The sequence below is a fragment of the Variovorax sp. P2_H12 genome (assembly GCF_056403395.1).
In genome coordinates this window covers 13,347-36,229 of the sequence record NZ_JBFUFO010000058.1, presented here as the reverse complement: position 1 = coordinate 36,229, position 22,883 = coordinate 13,347, and the positions used below count along the sequence as shown (strand labels likewise).

General features: G+C 65.5%; 22 protein-coding genes. 17 read left to right on the top strand and 5 right to left on the bottom strand.

The window, feature by feature from the left end; genetic code table 11:
• Positions 1-85 precede the first annotated feature (85 nt).
• The 17 genes from AC1DYK_RS32050 to AC1DYK_RS31970 all read left to right on the top strand — a co-directional run bounded on the left by AC1DYK_RS32050 (position 86) and on the right by AC1DYK_RS31970 (position 18,190).
• Positions 86-967, top strand: a complete 882-nt coding sequence (locus AC1DYK_RS32050) for a Bug family tripartite tricarboxylate transporter substrate binding protein (protein WP_478169977.1) — start codon at positions 86-88, stop codon at positions 965-967.
• Positions 968-970: 3 nt separating this feature from the next.
• Positions 971-1,855, top strand: coding sequence for a TauD/TfdA dioxygenase family protein (locus tag AC1DYK_RS32045; RefSeq protein WP_478169976.1), 885 nt, complete (start codon positions 971-973; stop codon positions 1,853-1,855).
• 11 nt (positions 1,856-1,866) lie between these two features.
• On the top strand, positions 1,867-2,922 hold the full coding sequence (locus AC1DYK_RS32040; RefSeq protein ID WP_478169975.1) for an alpha/beta hydrolase family protein: 1,056 nt from the start codon (positions 1,867-1,869) through the stop codon (positions 2,920-2,922).
• Between the two features lie 600 nt (positions 2,923-3,522).
• Positions 3,523-5,202, top strand: a complete 1,680-nt coding sequence (locus AC1DYK_RS32035; RefSeq protein WP_478169974.1) for an ATP-binding protein — start codon at positions 3,523-3,525, stop codon at positions 5,200-5,202.
• A gap of 12 nt (positions 5,203-5,214) precedes the next feature.
• Positions 5,215-6,549 (top strand): sigma-54-dependent transcriptional regulator, encoded by a 1,335-nt coding sequence (locus AC1DYK_RS32030; RefSeq protein ID WP_478169973.1) that lies wholly within the window; start codon positions 5,215-5,217, stop codon positions 6,547-6,549.
• A 38-nt stretch (positions 6,550-6,587) separates the two neighbouring features.
• Positions 6,588-7,838, top strand: a complete 1,251-nt coding sequence (locus AC1DYK_RS32025) for an ABC transporter substrate-binding protein (RefSeq protein ID WP_478089556.1) — start codon at positions 6,588-6,590, stop codon at positions 7,836-7,838.
• Between the two features lie 201 nt (positions 7,839-8,039).
• Positions 8,040-9,380, top strand: a complete 1,341-nt coding sequence (locus AC1DYK_RS32020; protein ID WP_478089548.1) for an ABC transporter substrate-binding protein — start codon at positions 8,040-8,042, stop codon at positions 9,378-9,380.
• Positions 9,377-10,282 (top strand): branched-chain amino acid ABC transporter permease, encoded by a 906-nt coding sequence (locus tag AC1DYK_RS32015; protein WP_478089549.1) that lies wholly within the window; start codon positions 9,377-9,379, stop codon positions 10,280-10,282. The genes AC1DYK_RS32020 and AC1DYK_RS32015 overlap by 4 nt, the downstream gene beginning before the upstream one ends.
• Entirely contained in the window at positions 10,283-11,257 is a 975-nt protein-coding gene (locus AC1DYK_RS32010) for a branched-chain amino acid ABC transporter permease (protein WP_319356924.1), read from the top strand.
• The gene (locus AC1DYK_RS32005) at positions 11,254-12,024 is read left to right on the top strand and encodes an ABC transporter ATP-binding protein (protein ID WP_478089550.1); all 771 of its coding nucleotides are present in this window, start codon (positions 11,254-11,256) and stop codon (positions 12,022-12,024) included. The genes AC1DYK_RS32010 and AC1DYK_RS32005 overlap by 4 nt, the downstream gene beginning before the upstream one ends.
• Positions 12,021-12,689, top strand: coding sequence for an ATP-binding cassette domain-containing protein (locus AC1DYK_RS32000; RefSeq protein ID WP_478089551.1), 669 nt, complete (start codon positions 12,021-12,023; stop codon positions 12,687-12,689). The genes AC1DYK_RS32005 and AC1DYK_RS32000 overlap by 4 nt, the downstream gene beginning before the upstream one ends.
• Before the next feature lie 11 nt (positions 12,690-12,700).
• The gene (locus AC1DYK_RS31995; RefSeq protein WP_478158336.1) at positions 12,701-13,645 is read left to right on the top strand and encodes a cyclase family protein; all 945 of its coding nucleotides are present in this window, start codon (positions 12,701-12,703) and stop codon (positions 13,643-13,645) included.
• A 15-nt stretch (positions 13,646-13,660) separates the two neighbouring features.
• Positions 13,661-13,834: a hypothetical protein gene (locus AC1DYK_RS31990; RefSeq protein WP_478089552.1), complete on the top strand. Its 174-nt coding sequence runs from the start codon at positions 13,661-13,663 to the stop codon at positions 13,832-13,834.
• A 141-nt stretch (positions 13,835-13,975) separates the two neighbouring features.
• Positions 13,976-15,130, top strand: a complete 1,155-nt coding sequence (locus AC1DYK_RS31985) for an iron-containing alcohol dehydrogenase (RefSeq protein WP_478089553.1) — start codon at positions 13,976-13,978, stop codon at positions 15,128-15,130.
• Positions 15,130-16,587 carry an NAD-dependent succinate-semialdehyde dehydrogenase gene (locus AC1DYK_RS31980; protein ID WP_478169972.1) on the top strand — a complete coding sequence of 486 codons (1,458 nt, stop codon included), beginning with the start codon at positions 15,130-15,132 and terminating at the stop codon, positions 16,585-16,587. The genes AC1DYK_RS31985 and AC1DYK_RS31980 overlap by 1 nt, the downstream gene beginning before the upstream one ends.
• Positions 16,588-16,641: 54 nt before the next feature.
• Positions 16,642-17,787, top strand: a complete 1,146-nt coding sequence (locus AC1DYK_RS31975) for an ABC transporter substrate-binding protein (RefSeq protein WP_478169971.1) — start codon at positions 16,642-16,644, stop codon at positions 17,785-17,787.
• 121 nt (positions 17,788-17,908) lie between these two features.
• A complete protein-coding gene (locus AC1DYK_RS31970; RefSeq protein WP_478158334.1) occupies positions 17,909-18,190 on the top strand; it encodes a hypothetical protein in 282 nt (93 codons plus the stop codon).
• A 235-nt stretch (positions 18,191-18,425) separates the two neighbouring features.
• Here the strand turns inward: AC1DYK_RS31970 and AC1DYK_RS31965 are convergent, their stop codons facing one another.
• Genes AC1DYK_RS31965 through AC1DYK_RS31945 form a run of 5 tightly spaced genes read right to left on the bottom strand, consistent with a single transcriptional unit; the run spans position 18,426 to position 22,876 of the window.
• A complete protein-coding gene (locus AC1DYK_RS31965; protein ID WP_478090285.1) occupies positions 18,426-19,280 on the bottom strand; it encodes an alpha/beta fold hydrolase in 855 nt (284 codons plus the stop codon).
• Complete coding sequence (locus tag AC1DYK_RS31960; RefSeq protein WP_478158333.1) at positions 19,277-20,347, bottom strand: branched-chain amino acid ABC transporter permease; 1,071 nt, start codon at positions 20,345-20,347, stop codon at positions 19,277-19,279. The genes AC1DYK_RS31965 and AC1DYK_RS31960 overlap by 4 nt, the downstream gene beginning before the upstream one ends.
• A gap of 11 nt (positions 20,348-20,358) precedes the next feature.
• Positions 20,359-21,378, bottom strand: a complete 1,020-nt coding sequence (locus AC1DYK_RS31955) for a branched-chain amino acid ABC transporter permease (protein ID WP_478158332.1) — start codon at positions 21,376-21,378, stop codon at positions 20,359-20,361.
• A complete protein-coding gene (locus tag AC1DYK_RS31950) occupies positions 21,375-22,109 on the bottom strand; it encodes an ABC transporter ATP-binding protein (RefSeq protein WP_478169970.1) in 735 nt (244 codons plus the stop codon). Before AC1DYK_RS31950 ends, AC1DYK_RS31955 begins: the two co-directional genes overlap by 4 nt.
• Complete coding sequence (locus tag AC1DYK_RS31945; protein WP_478090289.1) at positions 22,106-22,876, bottom strand: ABC transporter ATP-binding protein; 771 nt, start codon at positions 22,874-22,876, stop codon at positions 22,106-22,108. Before AC1DYK_RS31945 ends, AC1DYK_RS31950 begins: the two co-directional genes overlap by 4 nt.
• Between the last annotated feature and the right edge of the window lie 7 nt (positions 22,877-22,883).

Here is a 22,883-nt window from a genome sequence, read left to right as displayed (position 1 = left end):
CTCCCGCCGCGTGCGCTTCTTCTTCAATGCGTACTCGGCGCTGGCAAAGCTGCGTTGGTTCATCTCGATGGTGCTGTGACTTGCGATGCCTTCACGCATGCACGGGCCGTGCCCGCCGCGACCTATTGATCAGCATTTCCCTAGAGAGCTTGGCCAGGAAGCTTCGAAGATTCTGAAGCAGCCGGTGATCATCGACAACAAACCCGGGGCCGCAGGAATGATCGCCAACGACCTGGTTGCGAGATCCAAAGCGGACGGCTACACCTTGCTGATGACGGCCAACAATCACACGATCAATCCGGCACTTCGAACCACCTTGAAGTTTGACGCGGTCAAGGACTTTTCGCCGATCACGCTGGTGGCGTCCACGCCCAATATCCTGGTCGTTCCCGCGAACTCGCCCTACAAGACCGTTGCTGACTACATCGCTGCGGCAAAGTCAAAACCTGGCGGCGTCTCCTATGGAAGCTCCGGTAACGGAACAGCCCCTCACATGGCTGGCGAATATTTTGGGACCATCGTCGGCGCGAAATTCCTGCACGTTCCATACAAGGGATCGAATCAGTCGTTGCTGGCAGCCATTGCCGGCGAGGTTGATTCGACCTGGTCCGCGGCTGCGCTCACGCAGATCAAGGCAGGCAAGGTCAGGGCGCTGGGCGTGGCGAGTGCGAAGCGGCTTCCCTTCGCCGCCGACATTCCGACCTTTGCCGAACAGGGGGTCAAGGGGTTTGAGACGGAGGTATGGGTCGGGCTGCTCGGGCCCGCACACCTTCCGGATGAGATCGTTCAGAAGTGGAACTCGATGCTGCAAGAACTTCTGTCGCGTCAAGAAGTTCAGGAAAAGTTCAAAGTGAACGGGTACGACCCGATCCTGAATGTCGGTCCCGCAGTCTTCAAGGCGCAAATCGCCAGGGAGATTGGGGTGTACAAAAAGGTGGCCAGCGATGCCAATATTCAACCGGAGTGAATCATGACTGTCGAGACAAAAAACGAATTTGAAGTGCGTCCCCTTGCGGCACCCCTTGGAGCCGTTGTTGAGGGCTTTGATCTGGGACTGCTACCTGAGGGAGAGTGGCTCGGGGATCTCGAGGCTGCGTTGCATCAGCATCGAGTTCTGGTGTTTCGCAACCAGCGAATCGACGACGGCCAAATGCTGCACTTCAGCAAGTATTTTGGCAAGGAACTAGACATCCATGCGATGACCCAGTTCGCCAAGCCCGACAACCCGGAGGTCTTCGTGCTGTCGAACATCGTCGAAGACGGTCGCCAGATTGGGGCCGTGGATGCCGCGCAATATTGGCACAGCGACCTTTGCTATACGCGCACTCCCAGCCGTGTGTCCATTCTCTATGCCCTCGAAGTGCCGGTGAAGGGCGGCAGGGTGCTAGGGCCAACGGACTTCGCCGACACGGCGGCGGCCTACTATGCGCTGCCGGCAGAGATCAAGGAGCAGCTGGAAGGCCGGAAGGCGCGATTTGTAGCCTCTAAGAAGAAGCCAGGCCAGCGGGCCAGCCATTTCAACAAGATGAACAAGGACACCGAGTCCCGGTTAGAAGACTCCGTGGTTCACCCTGTGATTCGGACGCACCCCAGCACTGGAGAGAAGTCCATCTTCGTGAACGAGGGGTTCACCACTGAAATCCTCGATATGGAACAGGAGGAAAGCGAACGCCTCCTCAACTATCTGTACGCCTTCACGCGCCAGCCCCGCTTCATCTACCGCCACACGTGGGCGCCAGGAGATGTCGTCATGTGGGACAACGCGCTGACCTTGCATCAAGGGGTAGGTGACTACGCGCTTCCTCAGCGCCGGCTGCTCTATCGGACCATCGTTAAGGGCACCGTGCCGTTCTGAAGCTCTGAAGCATGAAAACGGACTACCTCGCGCTCAAGGCCGCCGGACACTCTTTGTTCCGCATGACAAACCAGGGGCTTGATTGCTCCCTGGTGCGGGCTAACATGGAGCGAATCGTTTCGAACAGTGACTGGTTTCCTGTTTGGACGACTGTAGGCGCAGACTTTGAGAAACTCGGCGACACAGCAGCTATGCAGGGGAACTTGGTGAGTGCCGGTCAGCTTCTTACAAAGGCTGCCCTCGCGTACCACTTCGCTCAGTATCTTCACTTTGAGGATCTCGATGAAAAGAAGCGCGCTGCAGTGGCAAAGGTTGCGTGCTACACCCGAGCTTTGCCGCTGCAGCCGGTCCCCGGCATGCGGCTCGAGATTCCGTACAGCGGAAGGACGCTCCCTGCGGTTCTTCGGTTGCCACCGGGGGTAGCTCGGGTGCCGCTGGCTTTGCTTGTTTGCGGCTCCGACTCATCCAAGGAGGAACACTTCGCGATTGAGAGGGAGTTTCTCGCACGAGGCATGGCAACGCTCTCGTTCGACGGCCCCGGCCAGGGCGAAGTGTCCGATTGGATGCCGATGCGGCCTTCGTACCACGAAGCCGTTTCTGCTGTCATCGACTACGTGCAGGCGGAGGAGGGCATCGACCCGCATCGCATTGGCGTCGTCGGCTTCGGCTTCGGCGGCATGCTCGCGGTCAGCTCGGCGGCGGCCGACCAAAGGATTCGAGCGTGCATTTCGGTCAGTGGCTATTTCGACATGTGTGTGATGAATTGGGACGACCCGATTCGCAGTTGGCGCTTCGCCCATATCGTGGGAGTCGAAACGATCGCCGCGGCTCGTGAGGTCGCTCGTGACTTCACACTTGAAGACTGGTGTGATCGTCTCGAGTGCCCTGTCCTTGTCATGCATGGCCAGGCTGATGCAGGAATTCCTGCGGCCGCTGCAAAGAAAATTGCGGATCGAATTGGAGCCAACGCGGAGTACTGCCTAGTAGAAGCAGGGGTCCATTGTTTCCACAATGTCGCGTTTAGAACAACGCCACTGATTTGTGATTGGCTCGCTGCTCACGTGTAGCATGGCTTGCTGAGTGTTCCAGCTGAGCGATTGAATCGCATTGCTGCGCACATCAGTTCGCCAGTATGGCCGGGTGAGGCTGCAAGGGAAAAGAGCGGCGCCGCGCGACGTATGTTTTGTCCGACAGGTGTCCATGGTTTCAGTCATTGGAGACGACGACATGTCCATAGAACTGGACACAGGTGCCGCATTCTTCGCATGTGCCAGACCCTGCTCGGGGGCGCCGCTCGCGGCTGCGTCATGGGAGTCGGCATGGCACGGGCTTTGCACTTCGCAGGTCGCCTTTTCCATCCAACGGAGACAACAGCGAACAATCGTCAACCCCCAAGCCCGCTGTTGGTCCAACCGTGCAGTGATCTGCTGCTCGTAGCCACCGAAGGCATTCTTTCCATGCACGACAACGGAGATTTGCATGAGATCACTCTGGGCGAAGCTCGTTTGCCTGACGGGCGAGTTCGCCTCCGGTTCCGGAAGCAGCGATGGGACCGATCGCCACGCGATCGTGATGGGCGAATTGATCGCCAACTCGCTCTTCTGCTGTTGCCATACCCTTGTGAGCGCCGACGCGGGACTGGTCTTTAGCGCGGCACGAGTTCCGGAATGGCCATCAACAACAGCGTCGTAAGTCGCTACCTCGCGATCTCGCTAGTGGCGGGAATCGTGCCGACGCTCGCAGTGGGCCTGCTGTACGACCGGTATGCGCAGGCGCTGATCGACGAGCTGGTCGGTGAGCGCCTGTCGGTCCAGCTCACGGCAATGTCGAAGCGCCTGGAGTCGTTTCTCGACGGTCGACGCTATCAGGTGGAGACCTTGGCCAGCCACCCCGCCATGACCGCCTTGCTGCGCGCCGACATCAGCGACGCGGGCGAGGAGGCGCATGGGCTGCTGCAGTTGGAAGCCGATCTGCCGGACCTCTACGGCATCCTGCTGCTGGAAGACGGCGGCCGGCTGCGCCATTTCGTGCCCGGGCAGGCGGCCGCCGGGCCGCCCTATTGGAGCGAGCAACCGTTCTCGATTGCTTCGCTGCCGGTCACCCGTTTCGACAGCAATGAGGTGGTCGGGCCGGCCGCGCCGGGCGACGGCCTCGCCGGATGGTTCCTGGTGCGCCATCCCCTGCCGGTCGCTGAGGGCCGGCGCCGGGTCGACATTGCGCTGCACGTACGCTTCTCCTCGCTGACTGAACTGATGGGCGGGCCCTCGGTGGCCGGCATCGTGCAGCCGGTTCTGAAAACGCCTGCCGGCTACTTCAACGCCGTCGGCGTGCGCGTCACCCCCGCCGAGCGCATGATCGCGGGCCCGGAGGTGTTGCCCGGCTGGCAACCGATGTTGCAGATCGAGCCCTCGGCGCTGCTCAGCCGTTTCGAGAATGCGCGGCGTGTGCTGCTGGTGGCCGTGCTCGGCACCGCCAGCGTCCTGGTGTTCCTGTTCTACCAGCTCGCGCGCAGTCTGCAGGGCCGCGTGGCACAGCTTGTGAGCGGAGTCGAAGCCATCGCGTCCGGCCAACTGGACCACCGCATCCGGGACCAGGGGCGCGATGAGATCGCGGCCGTTTCGCGTGCCTTCAACACGATGGCGGAGGGCCTTGCCAACACGTTCGCCCGATTGGCACGCGCGCAGCGGCTCGCTTCGCTCGGCGAATTTGCCGCCGGCATTGCGCATGAGGTGCGCAACCCGTTGTCCGCCATCAAGACGACGGTGCAGGCGCTCGCCCGACGCGAGGCCGATCCGCGTCGGCACCAGCTTCTGCAGGACGTGGAGACCGAGGTCACGCGGCTCACCCGCGTGGTGAGCGATCTATCTGATTTCGGGAAGCCGCGCCCTCCGGAACCGGCCGTGGCGCCGGTGCGCGAGATTTTCCGCCGGGTCGATGGCCTGGTGAAGGCCGAACTGAAGGCGCAGCGGCTGTCACTCGCGATCCAGGGCGACTCCGAGTTGCGCCTGTGGGTCGATGCCGATCATCTGATCCAGATCATGCTGAACCTGATGCTCAACGCGATACAGGCCACGCCGCCGGGCGGCCTGATCACACTACGTGCGGCGCGCGCCGGCGACGGCTTCGGCGTGCTTGAGGTCCGCGATACGGGTCGTGGGGTGCCGCCCGAGGCGCTCGCGAAGCTGAGCGATCCGTTCTTCACGACCCGACCGAAGGGCATGGGCCTGGGCCTCAGCATTTCCCGACAATTGGCCGAGTTGAATGACTGCACGCTCGTGATCGAGAGCCAGGTGGGCGCGGGCACGGTGGTCACGTTGCGCGTGCCGATGCCGCGAGAGGAGACATAGGTTTTGAAACAGGTGCTGGTGATCGACGACGAACCCGGCGTGCTGAAGGCACTGGTGTTCGCGCTGGAAGAGGAGGGATTTGGCGTCGCGACCGCGGTGGACGGCGCCGGCGGATTGGATGCCGCCTGTCGAGGCGCGCCCGACATCGTGTTGCTCGACGTGAACCTGCCGGACATGAGCGGGATGGACGTGCTCGCGCGGCTCGCCACGGATCGGCCCGGGCTGCCCGTGATCATGATCTCCGCAACGAGCGACACGCGGCTGGCCGTGAAGGCGGTGAAGGCCGGCGCAGCGGACTACGTGACCAAGCCGTTCGAGCTCGATGAATTGCTCTACACGCTGCGCGGCGCGCTGCAGAAGGCGCGCATGGCCAGTGAGATCGATTACCGGCGGCAGGAATCGACCGCCCACGACGGAGTGATCGGTACGAGCGCACAGGTCCGCGCGCTGGCGGCGACCATCAGCCGCATTGCGGCGAGCCAGACCAAGCGTGTGCTGGTGCTGGGCGAGTCCGGCACCGGCAAGGCGCTGGTGGCGCGCGCCATCCACACGGCGAGTGCGCGCAGTGGAGGGCCCTTCGTCGAGGTGAACTGCGCCTCGCTGCCGGAGCAACTGATCGAGGCGGAGCTGTTCGGTGCGGAGAAGGGCGCCTACACCGGGGCGACGCAGCGGCGCGTGGGGCTGGTCGCGCTGGCGGACGGCGGCACACTGTTCCTGGACGAGATCGGCGAGCTGCCACTGGCACTGCAGGCCAAGCTGCTGCACTTCCTGGAAGACGGTCAGTACCGCCCAGTGGGTGGCACCCGTGGCGTGACCGCCGACGTTCGGGTGGTGGCCGCGACCAACCGAGACCTGGCCTCCGAGGCTTCGCAGGGCCGCTTCCGCGAAGACCTGTACTACCGGTTGAACGTGCTGCCGATCGCCCTGCCGACCCTGCGGGAGCGCGATGACGACGTGCTGGTACTGGCAGATCATTTCGCCGCGCGCTATGCCAAGTCCGAACGCTGCGAGCCGATCCGCTTCTCGCCCGACGCGCGAGCCTGCCTGACGGCCTACGCATGGCCCGGCAACGTGCGCGAGCTGAAGAACCTCATCGAGCGTCTCACCATCCTCCATCCCGGCAGCGTGATCGAGCGTTCGCAGCTGCCCTCCGACCTGGACAGTGGGGAGGTGCGCTCGGCGGCCATCGAGCAGAAGCTGGCCGTCGAGGAGGAGAAGCTGCTGCGCGATGCTCTGGCCCGCGCGCAGGGCCATCGTGGCAGGGCCGCGGACCTGCTGGGCATCTCCCGCCATGCGCTGCTGCGCCGGCTGCAGCGGCTCGGGATGGATGGGGAGGGCCGCCCGTGAGGATTCGTGATCTGCTTCGCTGCGCCGCCACGCTGGTGATGGCCTGCCTGGCTGCAACCGGCGCCCATGCCCGCGTAGAGCTGGGGGCACCTGTTGGGCAGGCCGACATCACCATTGGCTGCCTCTACCCCCTGGCGGGCCGGGCCGCGATCTACGGCCGCGACAGCATCGCGGCGATCAAGCTGGCGCTCGCCGAGCTGGATGCTGAGCGCGCGCGCGACTGGCGCCCGCGGCTGCGAGTGATCGTGGAAGACGACCGCTCCAAAGCGGCCTATGGCGTTCGGCTGGCCAGCCAGTTCATCGATCACGACAAGGCGCAGTTCCTCTGCGGGGTGGTGAGCTCCGGTGTGGCGCAGGCGGTGAGCCGGCTGTCGCGTGCGCGCAAGGTGATCTTCGTCGGCACCGACCACGCCTCCTCGCGGCTCACGATCGAGGACTTTCACCGCTACTATTTCCGGGTTTCGAACGACACCTACACTTCGATGGCGGCCGGCGCGAAGTACCTTGCCGAGCAGCAGCGCGAGCGTGGTTGGAAGCGGCTGGCATTCCTGGGGCCGGACTACGACTATGGCCACGTCATGTGGGCCGACCTGCAACGCAGCCTGGCGGCCAGCGGCGCGAACTATGAGGTCGTTGCCCAACTCTGGCCCAAGCTCTACGAACCCGACTATTCGGCGTACCTGACGGCCCTGATGCGCTCGCGGCCGGACGTGATCGTGACAGGCCTTTGGGGGGGCGACTTCCTTGCCTTCCTCGCGCAGGCCCACTCCAGCGAACTGCTCGGCAAGGTGCCCATAGCCAACTTCGATGCCGGCGGCAACTACGACGTGCTGGTGGCGCTGGGCGACCTGGCGCCGCCGAATCTCGTGCTCTCGGCGCGCCATCACAACAACTGGCCCGACACGCCGCGCAACCGCAAGTTCGTGGCCGACTTTTTTGCGGCGGAGGGGCGCTATCCGACCTATGCGGCAGAGGGCGCCTATGCCGGGATCCTGGCCATTGCGCGCGCGGTGGCCAAGACCGGCAAGCCGTTCGACGTCGAGAAGGTGGTGGGAGCGCTGGAGGGGCTCTGCCTGGAATTGCCGGAGGATCCGCCCGGGTTTGCCTCATGCATCGACCGCGAAACGCACCAGATCGCGCAAGCACAGGCGATCGGAGAGGTGGTGGTCGACACCCGGTTTCCGCCGGCCCGGGTGATGTTGGGCAAGTGGCGGGTCTACCCTGCGGAGCAACTGCGGCCATCGCCGGAGCTGGTGCGGGAGCGCAGGCGGGCCGCGGGGGCGCCGTAGGCAACGCACCGTCACATCCGCAAAGGCCGCGGGGCTGAATCCGCATGCGCGGTTTCCGCGCGATCCGACCGCCGCAATGCGCGGAATCCGCGCAATACATCTTCGCGAACTACGCCCAAGTCCTTGATCCACAAGGCTTTCACGGTGTGGCACGCTCCTCGCAATACTCCTCGTGAGCAACACAACTCACAAGGAGACAACGTGACCCTGAAGTTCCCCCTCACGCGCCTGGCTCGCAGCTTCGCGCTCGTCACTGCCGGCGCCGCCTTCGCGCTGCCGGCCGCCGCCGCCGACAACGGCAAGTTCCGGATCGGCGTGGCGACCTTCCTGTCAGGCGCCGCCGCAGGCCCTTTCGGGGTGCCAGCGGCCAACGCCGCCAAGCTCGTGGTCGACGCGCTCAACAAGGGTGCCTTGCCCGCGCCCTACAACACCAAAGGCATCAGCGGCGTCGAGATCGAGATGGTGTTGATCGATGAGAACGGCGGCGCCACCAAGCAGGTGGAGGAATACCGCAACCTTGTGCAGCGCCAGAAGGTCGACTTGGTGATTGGCTACATCTCCTCTGGTGACTGCCTCGCGATTGCCCCGGTGGCCGAGGAGCTCAAGACCCCGACGGTGTTCTTCGACTGCGGGACCTCGCGCCTGTTCAGCGAGACGCTGAAGAACCCGAAATACGTGTTTCGCACTGGCCTCGACGCGGTGGTCGACAACGTGGCGGCTGCCCGTTACATCGTGGAGACGAAACCGAACGTGAAATCGGTCGGCAGCATCCAGCAGAACTATGCCTGGGGCCAAGATGCCTGGGCCGACTTCAGCCTTGCTTTCAAGCAACTCAAGCCGGACATCAAGGTCGTTTCCGAGCAGTGGCCGAAGCTGGGGCAGGGCCAGTACGGCGCCGAGATCTCCGCGCTGGCTGTCAGCAACCCCGACCTGATCCACTCCAGCTTCTGGGGTGGCGACATGGAAGCGCTGGTGCTGCAAGGCGGCGCGCGCGGCCTGTTCGACAAGCGTGTGGCGCTGCTGACCGCGGGCGAAACCGGCTTTGAGCATTTCAAGGACCAGGCGCCCAACGGCACGATCGTCGGCGGCCGCGGCCCGTTTGGCGCTTTCGCGCCGAAGAACGGGCTCTCCGACTGGTTGCGCACAACCTACAGCGCCGCGCACAAAGAGCAGCCGACCTACCCTGCGTTCAAGATGATGCAGGCGATCCTCGGCGTGAAGGCGGCCGCGGAGAAGGCGGGCAAGCCCGGCGCCATGCCGACGCAGGAGCAGGTGCTCGCGGGTCTCAAGGGTCTCACCTTCGAATCGCCCAGCGGCACGGTGCGCATGAGCCGCGCCGGCGGCCATCAGGCTGTACAGGGTGTTGCCTACGGCGAGTACCACTATGACCCGAAGACCCGCAAGGCCAGCATCACCAATGTGAAGGACTATCCGGGCGACTGCCTGATGCCCCCCGATGGCACGAGCCATGCCGACTGGATCAAGGCCGGCTTTCCGGGTGCCAAGTGCAGCCCGACACCGGCAAAGGAGCGCACCTCGTGAGCACCTTGCTGGCCATTGTCATCGACGGCGCCATCTACGCCTCATGGCTGTTCCTCGTGGCTGCCGGCCTGACCGTGATCTACGGGGTGATGCGCATCCTCAACATGGCACACGGCAGCTTCTACGCGATCGGCGCCTACTGCGCCGCCTCGCTCACAGGCTGGTACTTCTCGGGCGAGTCGGGGGCCAGTCCGTACTGGAGCTACCTGCTGCTATTCGGCTGCGCAATCGTCGGCGGCCTGGTTGTGGGCGTACTTGTGGAGCAGGGGCTGCTGCGCCACCTGCGTGGCCGCGATGAGATCCTGATGGTGATCGTCACGTATGCGCTGCTGCTGATCCTGGAGGACGCGGTGAAGCTGGTGTGGGGCGTCAACCCGTACCTGGCGTACCAGCCCTACCGTCTGCTCGGGCAGAGCTCGGTCACGGGTTCGCTGCGTTTCGCCAACTACGACCTCGCACTGGTGGCGATCTCGCTCGTGGTCGGCGCCGCCGCATGGTGGGCGCTGAACCGTACCGACAAGGGACGCATGTTGCGCGCGGTGATCCACGATCGCGAGATCGCCACAGCAATGGGGGTGAACGTCAATCTGATGTTCGCCATCACCTTCGCGATCGGCTCCATGCTCGGTGCGCTTGCCGGGGCGCTCACTGCACCGGCCATTTCCGTCACACCGGGCATCGGTGTCGAGGTGATCGTGCTGGCGTTCGCCGTGGTGGTGGTGGGCGGCCTGGGCAGCGTCGGCGGCGCCGCCGTCGGCGCGGTGCTGGTCGGTCTCGCCCGTTCCTTCGCTGTCCATCTGGCGCCGCAGATCGAGTTGTTCGTGATCTACGGCGTGATGTTCCTGGTACTCGCATTCCGGCCACAGGGCCTCTTCGGCCAACTGCAGCCCCGAAAGATCTAAATGAAATTCAAGTCCGAACTTGGGCTGCCGCTGGCGGCCGGGTCGATTGCCGCCCTCGGCTGGGCGGGGCCCGACTGGTTGAGCTTCCTGCTCACCCTGGCCTTTGCCAAGGGCCTGGTGGTTCTCGGGGTGGTGCTGCAAATGCGCGCCGGCCTCGTCTCCTTCGGCCAGGCGCTGTACTACTGCATCGGCGGCTACGCTGCCGGCTTGGCCGCCAAGCACCTGGGCATCCAGGATGCCTTCGTGCTGCTGGCGCTGGGCGTGGTGGCTTCGCTGATGATGGCCGCGCTGTGCGGCATCATGGTGGCGCGCTATCGCGACATCTTCTACGCCATGCTTTCGATGGCGTTGTCGATGATTGTCTACGGCATGCTGGTGAAGTCCAGCGCGCTCGGCTCCACCGACGGCTTCAACGTCGCGAACCCGAGCTACCTTGGCTTCCAGCCGGACCCGTCGCAGGCCAAACGCGTCGCCTTCCTGGTCACGTTGGCGATCGCGCTCGTTGCGGCCCTGGTCTGCCACCGCGTGTTGCGCTCACGGTTTGGCCGGCTCTCGGAAGCAGTGCGCGAGAACGAAATCCGGGTTGACTTCCTCGGCATCTCGCCGTTCGGACTTGTCTACCTGAACTACTGCGGCGCGGCCGTGCTGTCGGCCCTCGGCGGCGGCCTGATCGCGATCGCCACCGGCCACGTGGATCCCGACATGGCGTTCTGGGCGACCTCGGGCGAGTTCGTCTTCATGGCCCTGCTCGGCGGAACGGCGCATGTGGCGGCACCGTTCGTCGCAGCCATTGTGTTCTCCGCGGTGCGCACCTTCGCCATTCAGGAGGCGCCGCACCTGTGGCAGCTCACGCTGGGCAGTGTCCTGCTGGCACTGATCCTTTTCTTGCCCAAGGGCTTGTGGAGCCTGGTGTCCCGTAGGCGTGCCGCTGTGCCTGCGGAGATTCCGTCCGTGACGAAGGAGGTGTCCCCATGAGTGTGCTCGAAACGCGCCAGCTCACCCGCACCTTCGGTGCCGTGGTTGCTGCCAATTCGCTGGACGTGACCATCCAGCGCGGCGAGATCGTCGGAGTGATCGGCTCCAACGGCGCCGGAAAGACCACGTTCATCAACATGGTGACCGGGTACCTGCCGGCCACCTCGGGCGACATCCTGTACGAGGGCAGCTCTGTGCTCGGGATGAAGCCGCGCCAGATCACACGCCTCGGCCTGGCCCGCTCGTTCCAGGTCGCGCAGTTGTTCCCCCAGCTCACCGTGCTGGACAACGTGCTGATGGCGCTGGCGGCCGCCCACGAAGCGCAGCCCTCCATGCTGCGGCACTTCGAAACTGCGGAGGCGGTGCGCGAGGCCCGCCGCATCCTGCAGGCTTTTGGCGTGGCGCACTACGCCGACAGCGAGGCCAGTGCCGTGCCGCAGGGCGCGCGCAAGCTGGTCGACATCGCGATGGCTCTGGTCTCGAAGCCGCGCATGCTGCTGCTGGACGAGCCCACCAGTGGCGTGAGCGCCGACGAGAAATTCCCATTGATGGATGCCGTGATGGCCGCTGTGAGGCAAAGCGGCGTGACGGTGCTGTTCGTGGAGCACGATATGGAAGTGGTGGAGCGCTACGTCTCGCGCATCCTGGCGTTCTACAGCGGCGAGATCATCGCCGACGGGCCGCCGGCCGCGGTGCTTGGAAACCCGCGCGTGCAGGAGCTGGTGGTAGGCAAGCGGGCTCCGGCACGCGAGGAGGCACTCGCATGAGTGAGCTTGCCCTCGACATCCAGGGATTGGACGTTGCCATCGCCGGCACGCCCATCCTGCGCAAGGTCACGCTGCAGTTGCCGCAGGGCAGCATGGCCGGGCTGATCGGCCGCAACGGCGCCGGCAAGACAACGCTGATGCGCGCGGTGATGGGACTGCTGCCCTCACGTTCGGCGACGCTGGCGTGCGCCGGCGAGTCGATGGCGCAATTGCCAGCGCACACCCGCGCCGAGCACGGCATCAGCTACTTGCCGGAGGACCGGCGGCTGATTCCGTCGCTCACCGTCGAAGAAAACATTCTGCTGCCGGCTTGGGCCAACGGCCTGGGCGACGCAAGACAACGCCTCGCATGGATCTACGAGCTGATTCCCGAACTGCTCGAGCACCGCGAGCGCAAGGCGCTGCAGCTCAGCGGCGGCCAGCAGAAGCTGGTGGCGTTGGCGCGTGCGCTGATGCCGGGACGCAAGCTGCTGCTGCTGGACGAACCCTTCGAGGGCGTCGCGCCGGTGCTGTCGCGGCGCCTGACAGAGGTGATCGCGAAGCTGCGCACCGAGGGCCTGACGGTCCTGCTGAGCGAATCGGATGACAAGCACTCGGCCGACCTGGTTGATCGCATCTTCCGTATCGAGCGCGGCGTCGTCCGCGAGAGTTCTGCAACCCACTAGAGGAGACTGGAATGTCTATGTCCGCAATGACCCGCCTCGCGGCGGCGCTCGCCCTGGCGACGCTTGCCGCCGGCACATCGGCGCACGAATGGTGCCGTTCGAAATACGGTCCGGCCGACGAGATCGGCGCGGCCAACCTGCTGACTCCGCAACTGGCGCTGGAGGCCGCAAAGCTGGTGAAGACCGGCAAGACCTACCGGCTTGGGGTCGAGACCAACTCCAAGACACCGGCTTTCGGCCCGCGCAGCTGGGCGCTGGCGATCAACCAGCCAGGGCAGGTCGGCGGCGTCGGCCTGGGCCCGACCAAGACCAACTACAACGACGACATCTACATGGGCTACGTCGGCACGGGCTCGCAGATCGATGGCCTCGGCCACATCGGCGTCGACAACGTCTACTACAACTGCCACAAGAACAGCGAGTTCGTACAGGCCAACGGTCTGAGCAAGCTGGGGGTCGAGAAGCTGCCGCCCTTCGTCACGCGCGGCGTCGTGCTGGACATGACGGCGTACTTCGGCCAAAACCCGGTGCCGGAGGGCACGGCGTTCAACCGCAAAGAGATCGACGAGCAAGCGCGGCGCCAGGGGGTCGAGATCCGAAAGGGCGACATCGTGCTGTTCCACACCGGCTGGCTGCAGCTGGTGGGCAAGGACGACAAGCGCTACATCTCCGTCGAACCGGGCCTGGGCAAAGAAGGTGCCGAGTACCTCGCGAGCAAGCAGGTGGTGGCGGTCGGCGCAGACACCTGGGCCCTGGAGGTGATCCCCGCCGAGAAGGGGGCGGGGGTGTTCGAGGTACACCAGATCCTGATCCCAAAGCACGGCATCTACATCCTCGAGAACATCGACACCACCGAACTGGTCAAGGACAAGGGCTGGGAGTTCATGTTCGTGCTCGGCGTGTCGCGCATGACCGGCGGCGTGCAGGGCATCATCAATCCGGTCGCCATCCGCTAAGCAGTCGCCGGCACCATGGAACAGAAGTTGAGTGACAGCGGGCTGCTCGAGCACCACGCCTTCATCGGTGGCAGTGGATCGCAGTCGACGGGCGGCATGCTGGAGGTGCACAACCCGCCGGATGGCGGCGGGCGTGTGTCACCGTTCCGCCCTGTGCGAGCCGGCGGCCCAGGCCAACGCGCCGACTGACTCAAATGGTGGCTGAACTGGGGCGGGACGGCCTGGCCGTACTGCTCAGCGAATCGGACGACAAGCATTCGCCAGACCTGGTGGGCCAGGTCTGGCGCACTGAACGCGGCGTAGCGCACGCTGCCTGACAAGAGAACCCATATGACCGGATTCAATTTCGAAACCACGCCGCGCATCGTCTGCGAGCAGGGCGGCTCTGGCCGCCTCGGCGAACTCGCCCGCGGGCTCGGTGTGCGCCATTTCTTCCTCATCACCGACCAGCCCTTGCTGCAGGCCGGCCTGCTGGCGCCCGCGCTGGCAAGCCTGCGGATCGCGGGAATCGCCGCCACCGTTTATTCCGACGTGCTGCCCGATCCGCCCGAGGAGCGGGTACTCGCCGCCGTGCAGGCTGCCCGAGAAGCGGGCGCCGATGGCGTCGTGGGCTTCGGTGGCGGCAGTTCCATGGACACCGCCAAGCTCGTGGCCTTGCTGGCGCGCACGCCGGCGGCGCTGCACGATATCTACGGGATCGACTTGGCGCAGGGGCCACGCCTGCCGCTCGTGCAGGTGCCGACCACCGCCGGCACCGGCTCGGAGGTGACGCCTATCGCGATCGTCACCACCCCGACTTCAGAGAAGAAGGGCGTGGTCTCTCCCTTGCTCTACCCTGACTTCGCGCTGCTCGACAGCCACCTCACGCTGGGCCTGCCTCCTCGCCTTACGGCGATGACGGGAATCGATGCCATGGTGCACGCGATCGAGGCCTTCACCTCGCGCCACAAGAAGAACCCGGTGTCGGATGCGCTGGCCCTGAAGGCGTTGGCGCTGCTGTATGCCAACCAGCGCAAGGTGCTCGAAGAGCCGCGCAACGGCGCGGCGCGCGAGCACATGCTGCTTGGCTCGCTGTTGGCGGGCATGGCGTTCGCGAACGCGCCGGTGGCGGCGGTGCATGCGCTGGCATATCCGCTGGGCGGCCATTTCCACGTGCCGCACGGCCTGTCGAACGCGCTGGTGCTGCGGCCGGTGCTGCGCTTCAACCTGGAACACGCGGCGCCGCTCTACGCACAACTGGGCGAAGTGATCGGCACGGCGCGGCCCGGCCAACCTCCCATCGAAGGCGCCAGGGCGTTCGTCGATGCCATGGCCGCGCTGGTGGCCGTGATGCCGTTCGAGCAGAACCTGCGCGCTGTCGGCGTGGACCGGATTGACCTGCCGATGCTGGCGGAGGACGCACTCAAGGTCCAGCGCCTGCTGGTGAATAACCCGCGCGACGTGGCGCTTGCCGACGCGCTCGCGCTCTACGAGGAGGCTTTCTGATGGTGCAGTTGAAAGATACGGCGTTGCTGAAGCGCCTGGCGTTCATCGGCGGCGAGTGGGTCGCTGCGCGGGGCGGCGGGTCGCACGAGGTGTGCAACCCGGCCAACGGCGAAACGATCGCGGCCGTTCCCGACATGGACGCCGCTGACACCGATCGCGCCATCGCCGCAGCCCAGGCCGCGCTGCCCGCCTGGCGCGCGCGGCCGGCGAAGGAGCGCAGTGCCTTGCTGCGCCGCTGGCACGATCTCGTGATTGGCGCGGAACAGGACCTCGCGCTGCTCATGACCTTGGAGCAGGGCAAGTCGCTCGCCGAAGCGCTGGGCGAGGTGCGGTACGGCGCTTCGTTCATCGAGTGGTTCGCGGAAGAGGGCAAGCGCGCCTACGGCGACCTGATTCCGGCACCGACGGTCGACCGTCGTCTGATGGTGATGAAGCAGGGCGTGGGTGTCACCGCGGCCATCACGCCGTGGAACTTCCCCATCGCGATGATCACGCGCAAGGTTGCGCCTGCACTGGCCGCTGGTTGCACCTCGGTCGTGAAGCCCGCAGAGGCGACGCCGCTGTCGGCCCTCGCGCTGGCCGAACTGGCGCAGCGTGCCGGCATTCCGGCCGGCGTGATCAACGTCGTCACCACCGCGAGGCCGGCGCTCGTCGGAGGAGCCCTCACGGCCAGCCCGGTCGTGCGCAAGCTCTCGTTCACCGGCTCCACGCCCGTCGGCAAGCTGCTGATGGCGCAATGCGCCGCCACGGTCAAGCGCGTTTCGATGGAATTGGGCGGCAACGCACCTTTCATCGTTTTCGACGACGCCGACCTGGACCTCGCCGTGCAGGGCGCGATCGCTTCCAAGTACCGCAACGCGGGCCAGACCTGTGTTTGCGCCAACCGGTTCCTGGTGCACGAGGCCGTGTTCGATGCCTTTGCCGAGCGGCTGGTGCGTGCGGTGGAGCAGCTGAAGGTCGGTGCCGGCGTCGAGCCCGGGGTGCACATCGGGCCGTTGATTGACGGCCGGGCGCTGGCCAAGGTCAGCCGCCTGGTCGATGAAGCGCGAAGCCAGGGCGCACGCGTCCTGGCGGGCGGTGTTGTGCACGCGTTGGGGGGCAACTTCTACACGCCGACGGTCCTGGCTGGCGTCACGAGCGAGATGGCCGTTGTGCGCGAGGAGATCTTCGGGCCGGTCGCACCGTTGATGCGGTTCGCGAGCGACGATGAGGCCGTGCAGCTCGCCAATGACACGCCCTTCGGTCTAGCCGCCTACTTCTACACGCGCGACGTGCGCCGAGCCTGGCGTGTCGCCGAGCGGCTCGAGTACGGCATGGTCGGCGTCAACGAGGGACTGATCTCCAACGAAGTAGCACCGTTCGGCGGCATCAAGGAGTCGGGGGTCGGGCGCGAGGGTTCGAGGTATGGGCTCGACGAGTACCTCGAAACCAAGTACGTCTGCCACGGCGGGGTCTGAGCCGCGGCAGGTTCTTTCGAACACGAGTGCGTCTATCAGTCAGAGGAGACACCAATGAACCCCATCCGGAGACGAGCATTCTGTGCCGCGGCAGCCTCGGCGCCGTGGATCGTGTCTGCGCGCGGCAGCGAACCAGGCGTCTCTGACAACAAGGTGGTGTTCGGTCAGACCATCGGCTTCGACAGCGTCTGGGGCAGTCTCTACCGCAACTATACCGACGGGCTGCTCGGCTCCTTCGCCCAGGTGAATGCGCAAGGCGGCATGCATGGCCGCCAGCTCTCGGTGGTGCGCCGGGAGGACAACTACGTCGTCGACAAGGCACTCACGAACGTCCGTGCGTTCGGGCAGGGTGCGGATGTATTCGGACTCGCATGCATCGGCGGCACCGGCATCACGCTGGCCGCGATGCCGCTGCTCGAGGAGTATCGGCTGCCGGCAGTGGGCACACTGACTGGAGCCGACGGAGCTCGTGTTCACAATCGCTACCTCTTCCACACGCGCACGGCCTACTCCAATGAGGTCGAGAAGATGGTGGAGCATCTCGCGACGATCGGCACACGCCGCATCGCGGTGGTCTACCAAGACAACGCGTTCGGCAAGAGCACCCTGGCCGCTGCACACAAGGCGGCGCAGCGGTTCCACGCGCAATTGGTGGCGGAGGTCCCGCACCCCGCGGAAAACTGGGACGGCCGGGGCATGGCCGCGACGCTCGTGAAGGCTGCTCCCCAGGCCGTGCTGCTGTTCACGTCGCCGAGCACGGTGGCCGACTTGATGAAGCTGTACAAGGCGCAGGCACGGGCGGCGCTGCCTTCGCCCTGGGTCCTCTCGGTCACATCGGTGCCCAAGCTGTTCGAGCTGCTGGAGGCTGACGTCCGCGGCATCGCGATCACGCAGGTGATGCCGCATCCGCGCGGCTCGTCGCGCGCCGCGCGCAACTTCCGCTCCGTGATGGCTCGGCATGGCAACGAGGACAACCTGTCTTACGAAACCCTGGAAGGCTTCATGACCGGACGGGTGATTGTGGAAGGCTTGCGGCGCGCCGGCCGCAATCTCACTCGCGACGGCTACGTGCGCGCTCTCGAAAGCTTCGAGTTCCAGAGCTTTGAAGAGCTCGATTACCGATACACAGCCTCGAGCCACCTGGGCCCATCCTTCGTGGAAGTGACTCTGCTGGGAGCTGGCGGCACCGTGTTGCGCTAGTGGTCGGCACTCGAGGTTGTTGTACTTGTATTTCTTGAGGCAGTGCGCCTGCATTTGAGGTGGCGCACCCTCGGGGATGTCTGATTTTCAGCAAGATAACGATTCATAGGCGGCAACATTCATGAATGCGACCCATGCCAAAGGCTCGGAAGGATGCGACGCCTTCCTCAATCTGGTCGACTTCAAATGGCTCATGGCTGGCGTGGGCTGGCGGGTCGATCTGTCGCGCCTGCAGAGCGATGGCGCCTATATCGATGAGTGCCTGCAGCGCGCTCTGAGGAGCGACTCCGAGTTGCTGCGGGAACGCAGCGTCGAGTTGCTCGGCTTGAGGCGCAGCGCGAATGCGCATTGCGACGTTGATATGCCGAGCGCATCCAACGGCTTGGCACGTGATGGGCGCTGAATGAGCCCATTCGATTTGCAGCTGCGCGTGGGGCTACTGAGGGATGCCTCAAGCCAGGTACGGATAAGTACATAGCTGATCGGCGCGGGCGGGCGGGACGATCAGCAACGCGCATGTCAGCAGGAAAACCCGGACCATGCCGAGGCCGGCGACGCAGTGCAAGTGCCGGGACCAACAATGTCGTCTTGCCCCTTGGTGCGCGGCCCGTTGTCACCGCGCCATTTGGCCGAGCAGCCTACGACAATCGGGCATCTCCGGCCAGGAAACGTTCGACCAACGCAAACTGCTCCGGCGTGTTCAACGCGGGCGCATGGCCGCATCCCTGGATCTCGACCACCACCGCGAGCGGTCCGCGCGTGCGCATCTGCTCCGCGGCGTCCGGCAGCAACAAGTCCGAGTGCGCGCCACGCAGGCAAAGCACGGGCACGTCGAGGCTGTCCCATGCCGGCCACAGCCCTTCCGGACTGCTTGACTGCAACTGCATTGCGATCCCCGGGTCATAGTGCGGAGTGACGCGGCCATCGGGCAACCGGCGCACCGAGGTTTCCGTGAGGCGTCGCCACTGCGCGTCAGAGAGGCGACCGTACGGCGCATAGACAGTGCGGAAGTACGCTTCGAGTTCGCTCACGCTGCCGAAGGCCGGTGGTCGGCTGGCATAGGTGAAGATGCGTTCGACGGCCTCAGGAGCCGGGCACGGGCCGATGTCATTGATCACCAGCCGGCGCAGCCGGCCTCTGAGCGTCGTGGCGGCGGCAAGGATGCCGATCGCGCCGCCCATCGACGTGCCGAGCCAGTGGAAATGCGGTAGCCCGAGCTGGTCGACGAGCGAGGCGGCCAGCCGCACATAGAACGGCAGCGTGTATTCGTTCGCAGGGTCCGGGCTCCATTGCGACAGGCCGCGTCCGATGGTGTCGGGGCAGATGACGCGGTAGCGTTGCGCCAGCTGCGCAGCGATGTCGTCCATGTCGCGGCCGGTGCGAGCGAAGCCGTGCCAGGCGATCACCGCATCGCTCGCGGCGTTCGGCCCGGCCCACTCGGTGTAATGCAGTTCGCGCCCTTCGCAGCGGAGGTAATTCGATGTCGGCTTCATGGCTCGGACCGCCGCGACATGCGTAGGCGGCCGACGATGCCGCTGGGGAAGTGGTACACGGACAGCACGAACAGGATCCCCAGCCACAGCAGCCAGCGGTCCGGTGACACGAACTGGGGCAGGAGCGGCAGGCCGCTCAGCACCGAACCGCCGACTTTCAGCAGATCCTGCAGGTAGTTCTGCGCCAGCACGAACAGTGCCGCGCCGACCACCGCGCCATACATCGTTCCCATGCCGCCGATCACGACGATGAGCAGCACGTCGAGCATGATCTCGAACGACAGCGTGGTGTCCGGCCCGGTGTAGCGCAGCCACAACGCGAGCAGCGCGCCGGCGAGCGTAGCGAACAAGGCCGAGAGCACGTTCGACACGGTGCGATACGCCACCGTGCGGAAGCCGAGCGCCTCGGCCCGGAAGTCGTTCTCGCGGATGGCCTGCAGCACGCGGCCGAACGGCGAATTGACGATGCGCAGGAGGGCGAGGAAGCTCGCCGCGACCACCACCAGCAGGAGGTAGTAAGTGAGCACGCGGCCGTCGATCGTCACGCCGAGCAGCGGCTGCTCGAAAGGCTCGAACGAGGGCGACAACCATTCCGGGGTGCGGAAGCTGATCCCGTCCTCACCGCCTGTGATATGGCTCAACTGCGAGGCCAGCGTGAGGAAGCCCGATGCGACCGCCAGTGTGATCATCGCGAAGAAGATCGCCTTCACCCGCAGGCTGAAGAGGCCGATGGCCAGCGACAGCAGCAGCGAGAGCAGCAACGCCGCGCTGAGCCCGAAGAGCACCGAGCTCGCGCCGGCACCGAGGCGGCTGCTGGCGATCGCCACGCCGTAGGCGCCGATGCCGAAGAACATGGTGTGCGCGAAACTCACCACACCGGTATAGCCGAGCAGCAGGTCGTAGCTCGCCACCAGCAGGATGAATATGAGGGCCTTGGCGGCGACGCCCAGCGCCTTGTGGCCGGGAAAGAGGAACGGGGCGAAAGTCAGCGCGATGGCAATGAGCACCAGCGCCAGGGCGAGCCAGCGGCTGCGCGGTACGTCGTGGGAGAGCAGTCGGTCGATCATCGTGATTGCCCTCATTGCTGCCCGACGGGATAAAGGCCGTTCGGCCGCCACAGCAGCACCGCCACCATCAGCGCGATGGTGGAGAAGAGCGCGAACTTGGGCATCAGAAAGCCGGCGTAGTTGGCGACCAGGCCCACCATCAGGGCACCCACGAAGCAGCCAAACGTGGACCCGAGTCCGCCGATGATGATGACGGTGAAGATCAGCACGTTCACCTGAGTGCCGATCTGCGGCACCACGCTCTGCTGGTACAGCGCCCAAAGTGCGCCGCCCAGTCCGGCCAGTGCCGAACCGGCGACGAACACGCCGATGAAGAGCCGCCGTATCCGGTAGCCCAGCGCCTCGACCATCTCGCGGTCCTGTACGCCGGCGCGTACGAGCAGGCCCACCTTGGTGCGGGTCAGCACCCATAACATCGCCACGAAAACAACGCTGCCGACAGCGACCGCCAGCAGCCGGTACTTCTCGACGGACGCATCGCCGAATGAGAAGGAGCCGCGCAGCGCCTGCGGCAGCGGCACGGCCAGCTGGTCGGGCCCCCAGAAGACCTTGATCAGCTCCTCGCCGATGATCAGGCCGCCCATCGTGACCAGGATCTGCCTGAGCGGCATGCCGTAGACGGGACGCACCAGCAGCCGCTCGAAGACGAGCCCGGAGACCGCAACCACTGCCGCGGCGGCGAGCATTGCGGCGAGCACTGCGGCAGCGTTCAGCCACAGCGATTCGCTGCCGACCCAGGCGCCCAGCGCCAGCATCGTGGTCATGGCGACATAGGCACCCAAGGCGATGAACACGCCGTGGCCGAAGTTCAGAACGTCCATCAGCCCGAACACCAGCGTGAGGCCGGACGCGACGAGGAAGATGATCATGCCCATCGCCAGGCCGGCGACGGTCAGCGTCACCCAGGTGCCGGTGTGGCCGACAGCAGGCAGCGCGAGGGCCGCCAGTGATGCAAGCAGGGCCAGAGGCCGCAGGTCGAAGCGCGCCTGCGGCACCGCGGCCGAAGGCGCGGGCAAAGTGGCGGTGGTCATTGGTGTACTCCTAGAGAAAGGCCGAGCAGCCGCTGCTGCAGCGCTTCGTTGTCGGCCAGGTCGGCCATCGCGCCCGTGTGCACGATGCGCCCGTTGTCCATCACGGCGACGCGGTCGCCGATGGCCTTCGCCATGGCGAAGTTCTGCTCCACGAGCAGCACCGTCGTGCGCTGCCGCTTCAGCTCGGCGAACGCGGCAATCAGGTTCTGCACCATCGCCGGCGCAAGCCCCTTGCTGGGCTCGTCGATCAGCAGCAGATCGCGCGGCTCGATGATCGCGCGCGCGATCGCGAGCATCTGCTTCTGGCCACCCGAGAGCTTTCCTGCCGGGTACAGCCAGAACTTCTTCAGAGCGGCAAAAAGAGAAAGGACCCACTCCAGCCGCGCACCGTCCAACGCGTCGGCGGTGGCCGCCCCTCGCGCGGCGAGCACGAGGTTCTCCTTGACCGTCAGATCGGCGAAGATCCCCATGTTTTCCGGGACATAGGCGATGCCGAGCCGCGCAATCTCCGGCGTGGCCAGCGCCCCGATCTGTGCGCTGCGGAAGTGCAACTCACCGCGCGAGGCACGCCAGAGGCCCATGATCGTTCGCAGCGTGGTGGTCTTGCCGGCACCGTTGCGGCCCAGGAGCATGGTGACATTGCCCTCCCGCACCTCCAGGTCCACGCCGTGGAGGATGTGATAGGCACCGATGTGCGTGTGGACATCCTTCAATTGCAGCAAGGCGGTCATGCGGGCTGCTCCTGTGGCACGACGCCGAGATAGGCTTGTTGCACGACGGCCGACGCCATCACCGCGCCGGGCTCGCCGTCGGCCACCAACTGCCCGTTGTGCAGGACGACGATGCGGTCGGCCAGCTCGCGCACCACGTCCATCTTGTGTTCCACGAGCAGGACCGCGCAATCGCGTCGCTGCTTGAGCTGCCGCACGAGGTCCAGGATCACCGGTACTTCGTCCACGCTCATTCCCGCCGTCGGCTCGTCGAACATGTAGACCTTGGGATCGAGTGCGATCAGGAGCGCGACCTCCAGCTTGCGCTGGTCGCCGTGGGCCAGCGCGCTGGCGAGCACGTTGGCCTTGTCGAGCAGACGCACCGTCTCAAGGAGGGACTGCGCCTCGTCGATCCAGGCGCGCCGGTCCAGCCACACGTGCGCGAGGTCGAAGCCGCCGCCGTGGCGGCCCGACTCGCGCGCCTGCACTGCGAGGCGCACATTCTCCTGCGCGGTGAGGTGCGGGAACAGTTGCGTGAGTTGGAACGCGCGGCCCAGCCCGCGCCGCGCGCGAAGCGGCGCAGGCAAGCGGCTCACGTCCTCGCCGTTCAGCCACACCTCGCCTTCGGTGGCCGGCAACTGGCCGGAGATCAGGTTGAAGTAGGTCGTTTTGCCGGCGCCGTTGGGGCCGACGATGGCGGTCAGCGTGCCCGGCGCGAAGCGGCAGGACACGGCGTTGACAGCGACGTGTCCGCCGAAGCGAATCGTTAGGTTCTTGGTTTCAAGCATGGTTCTC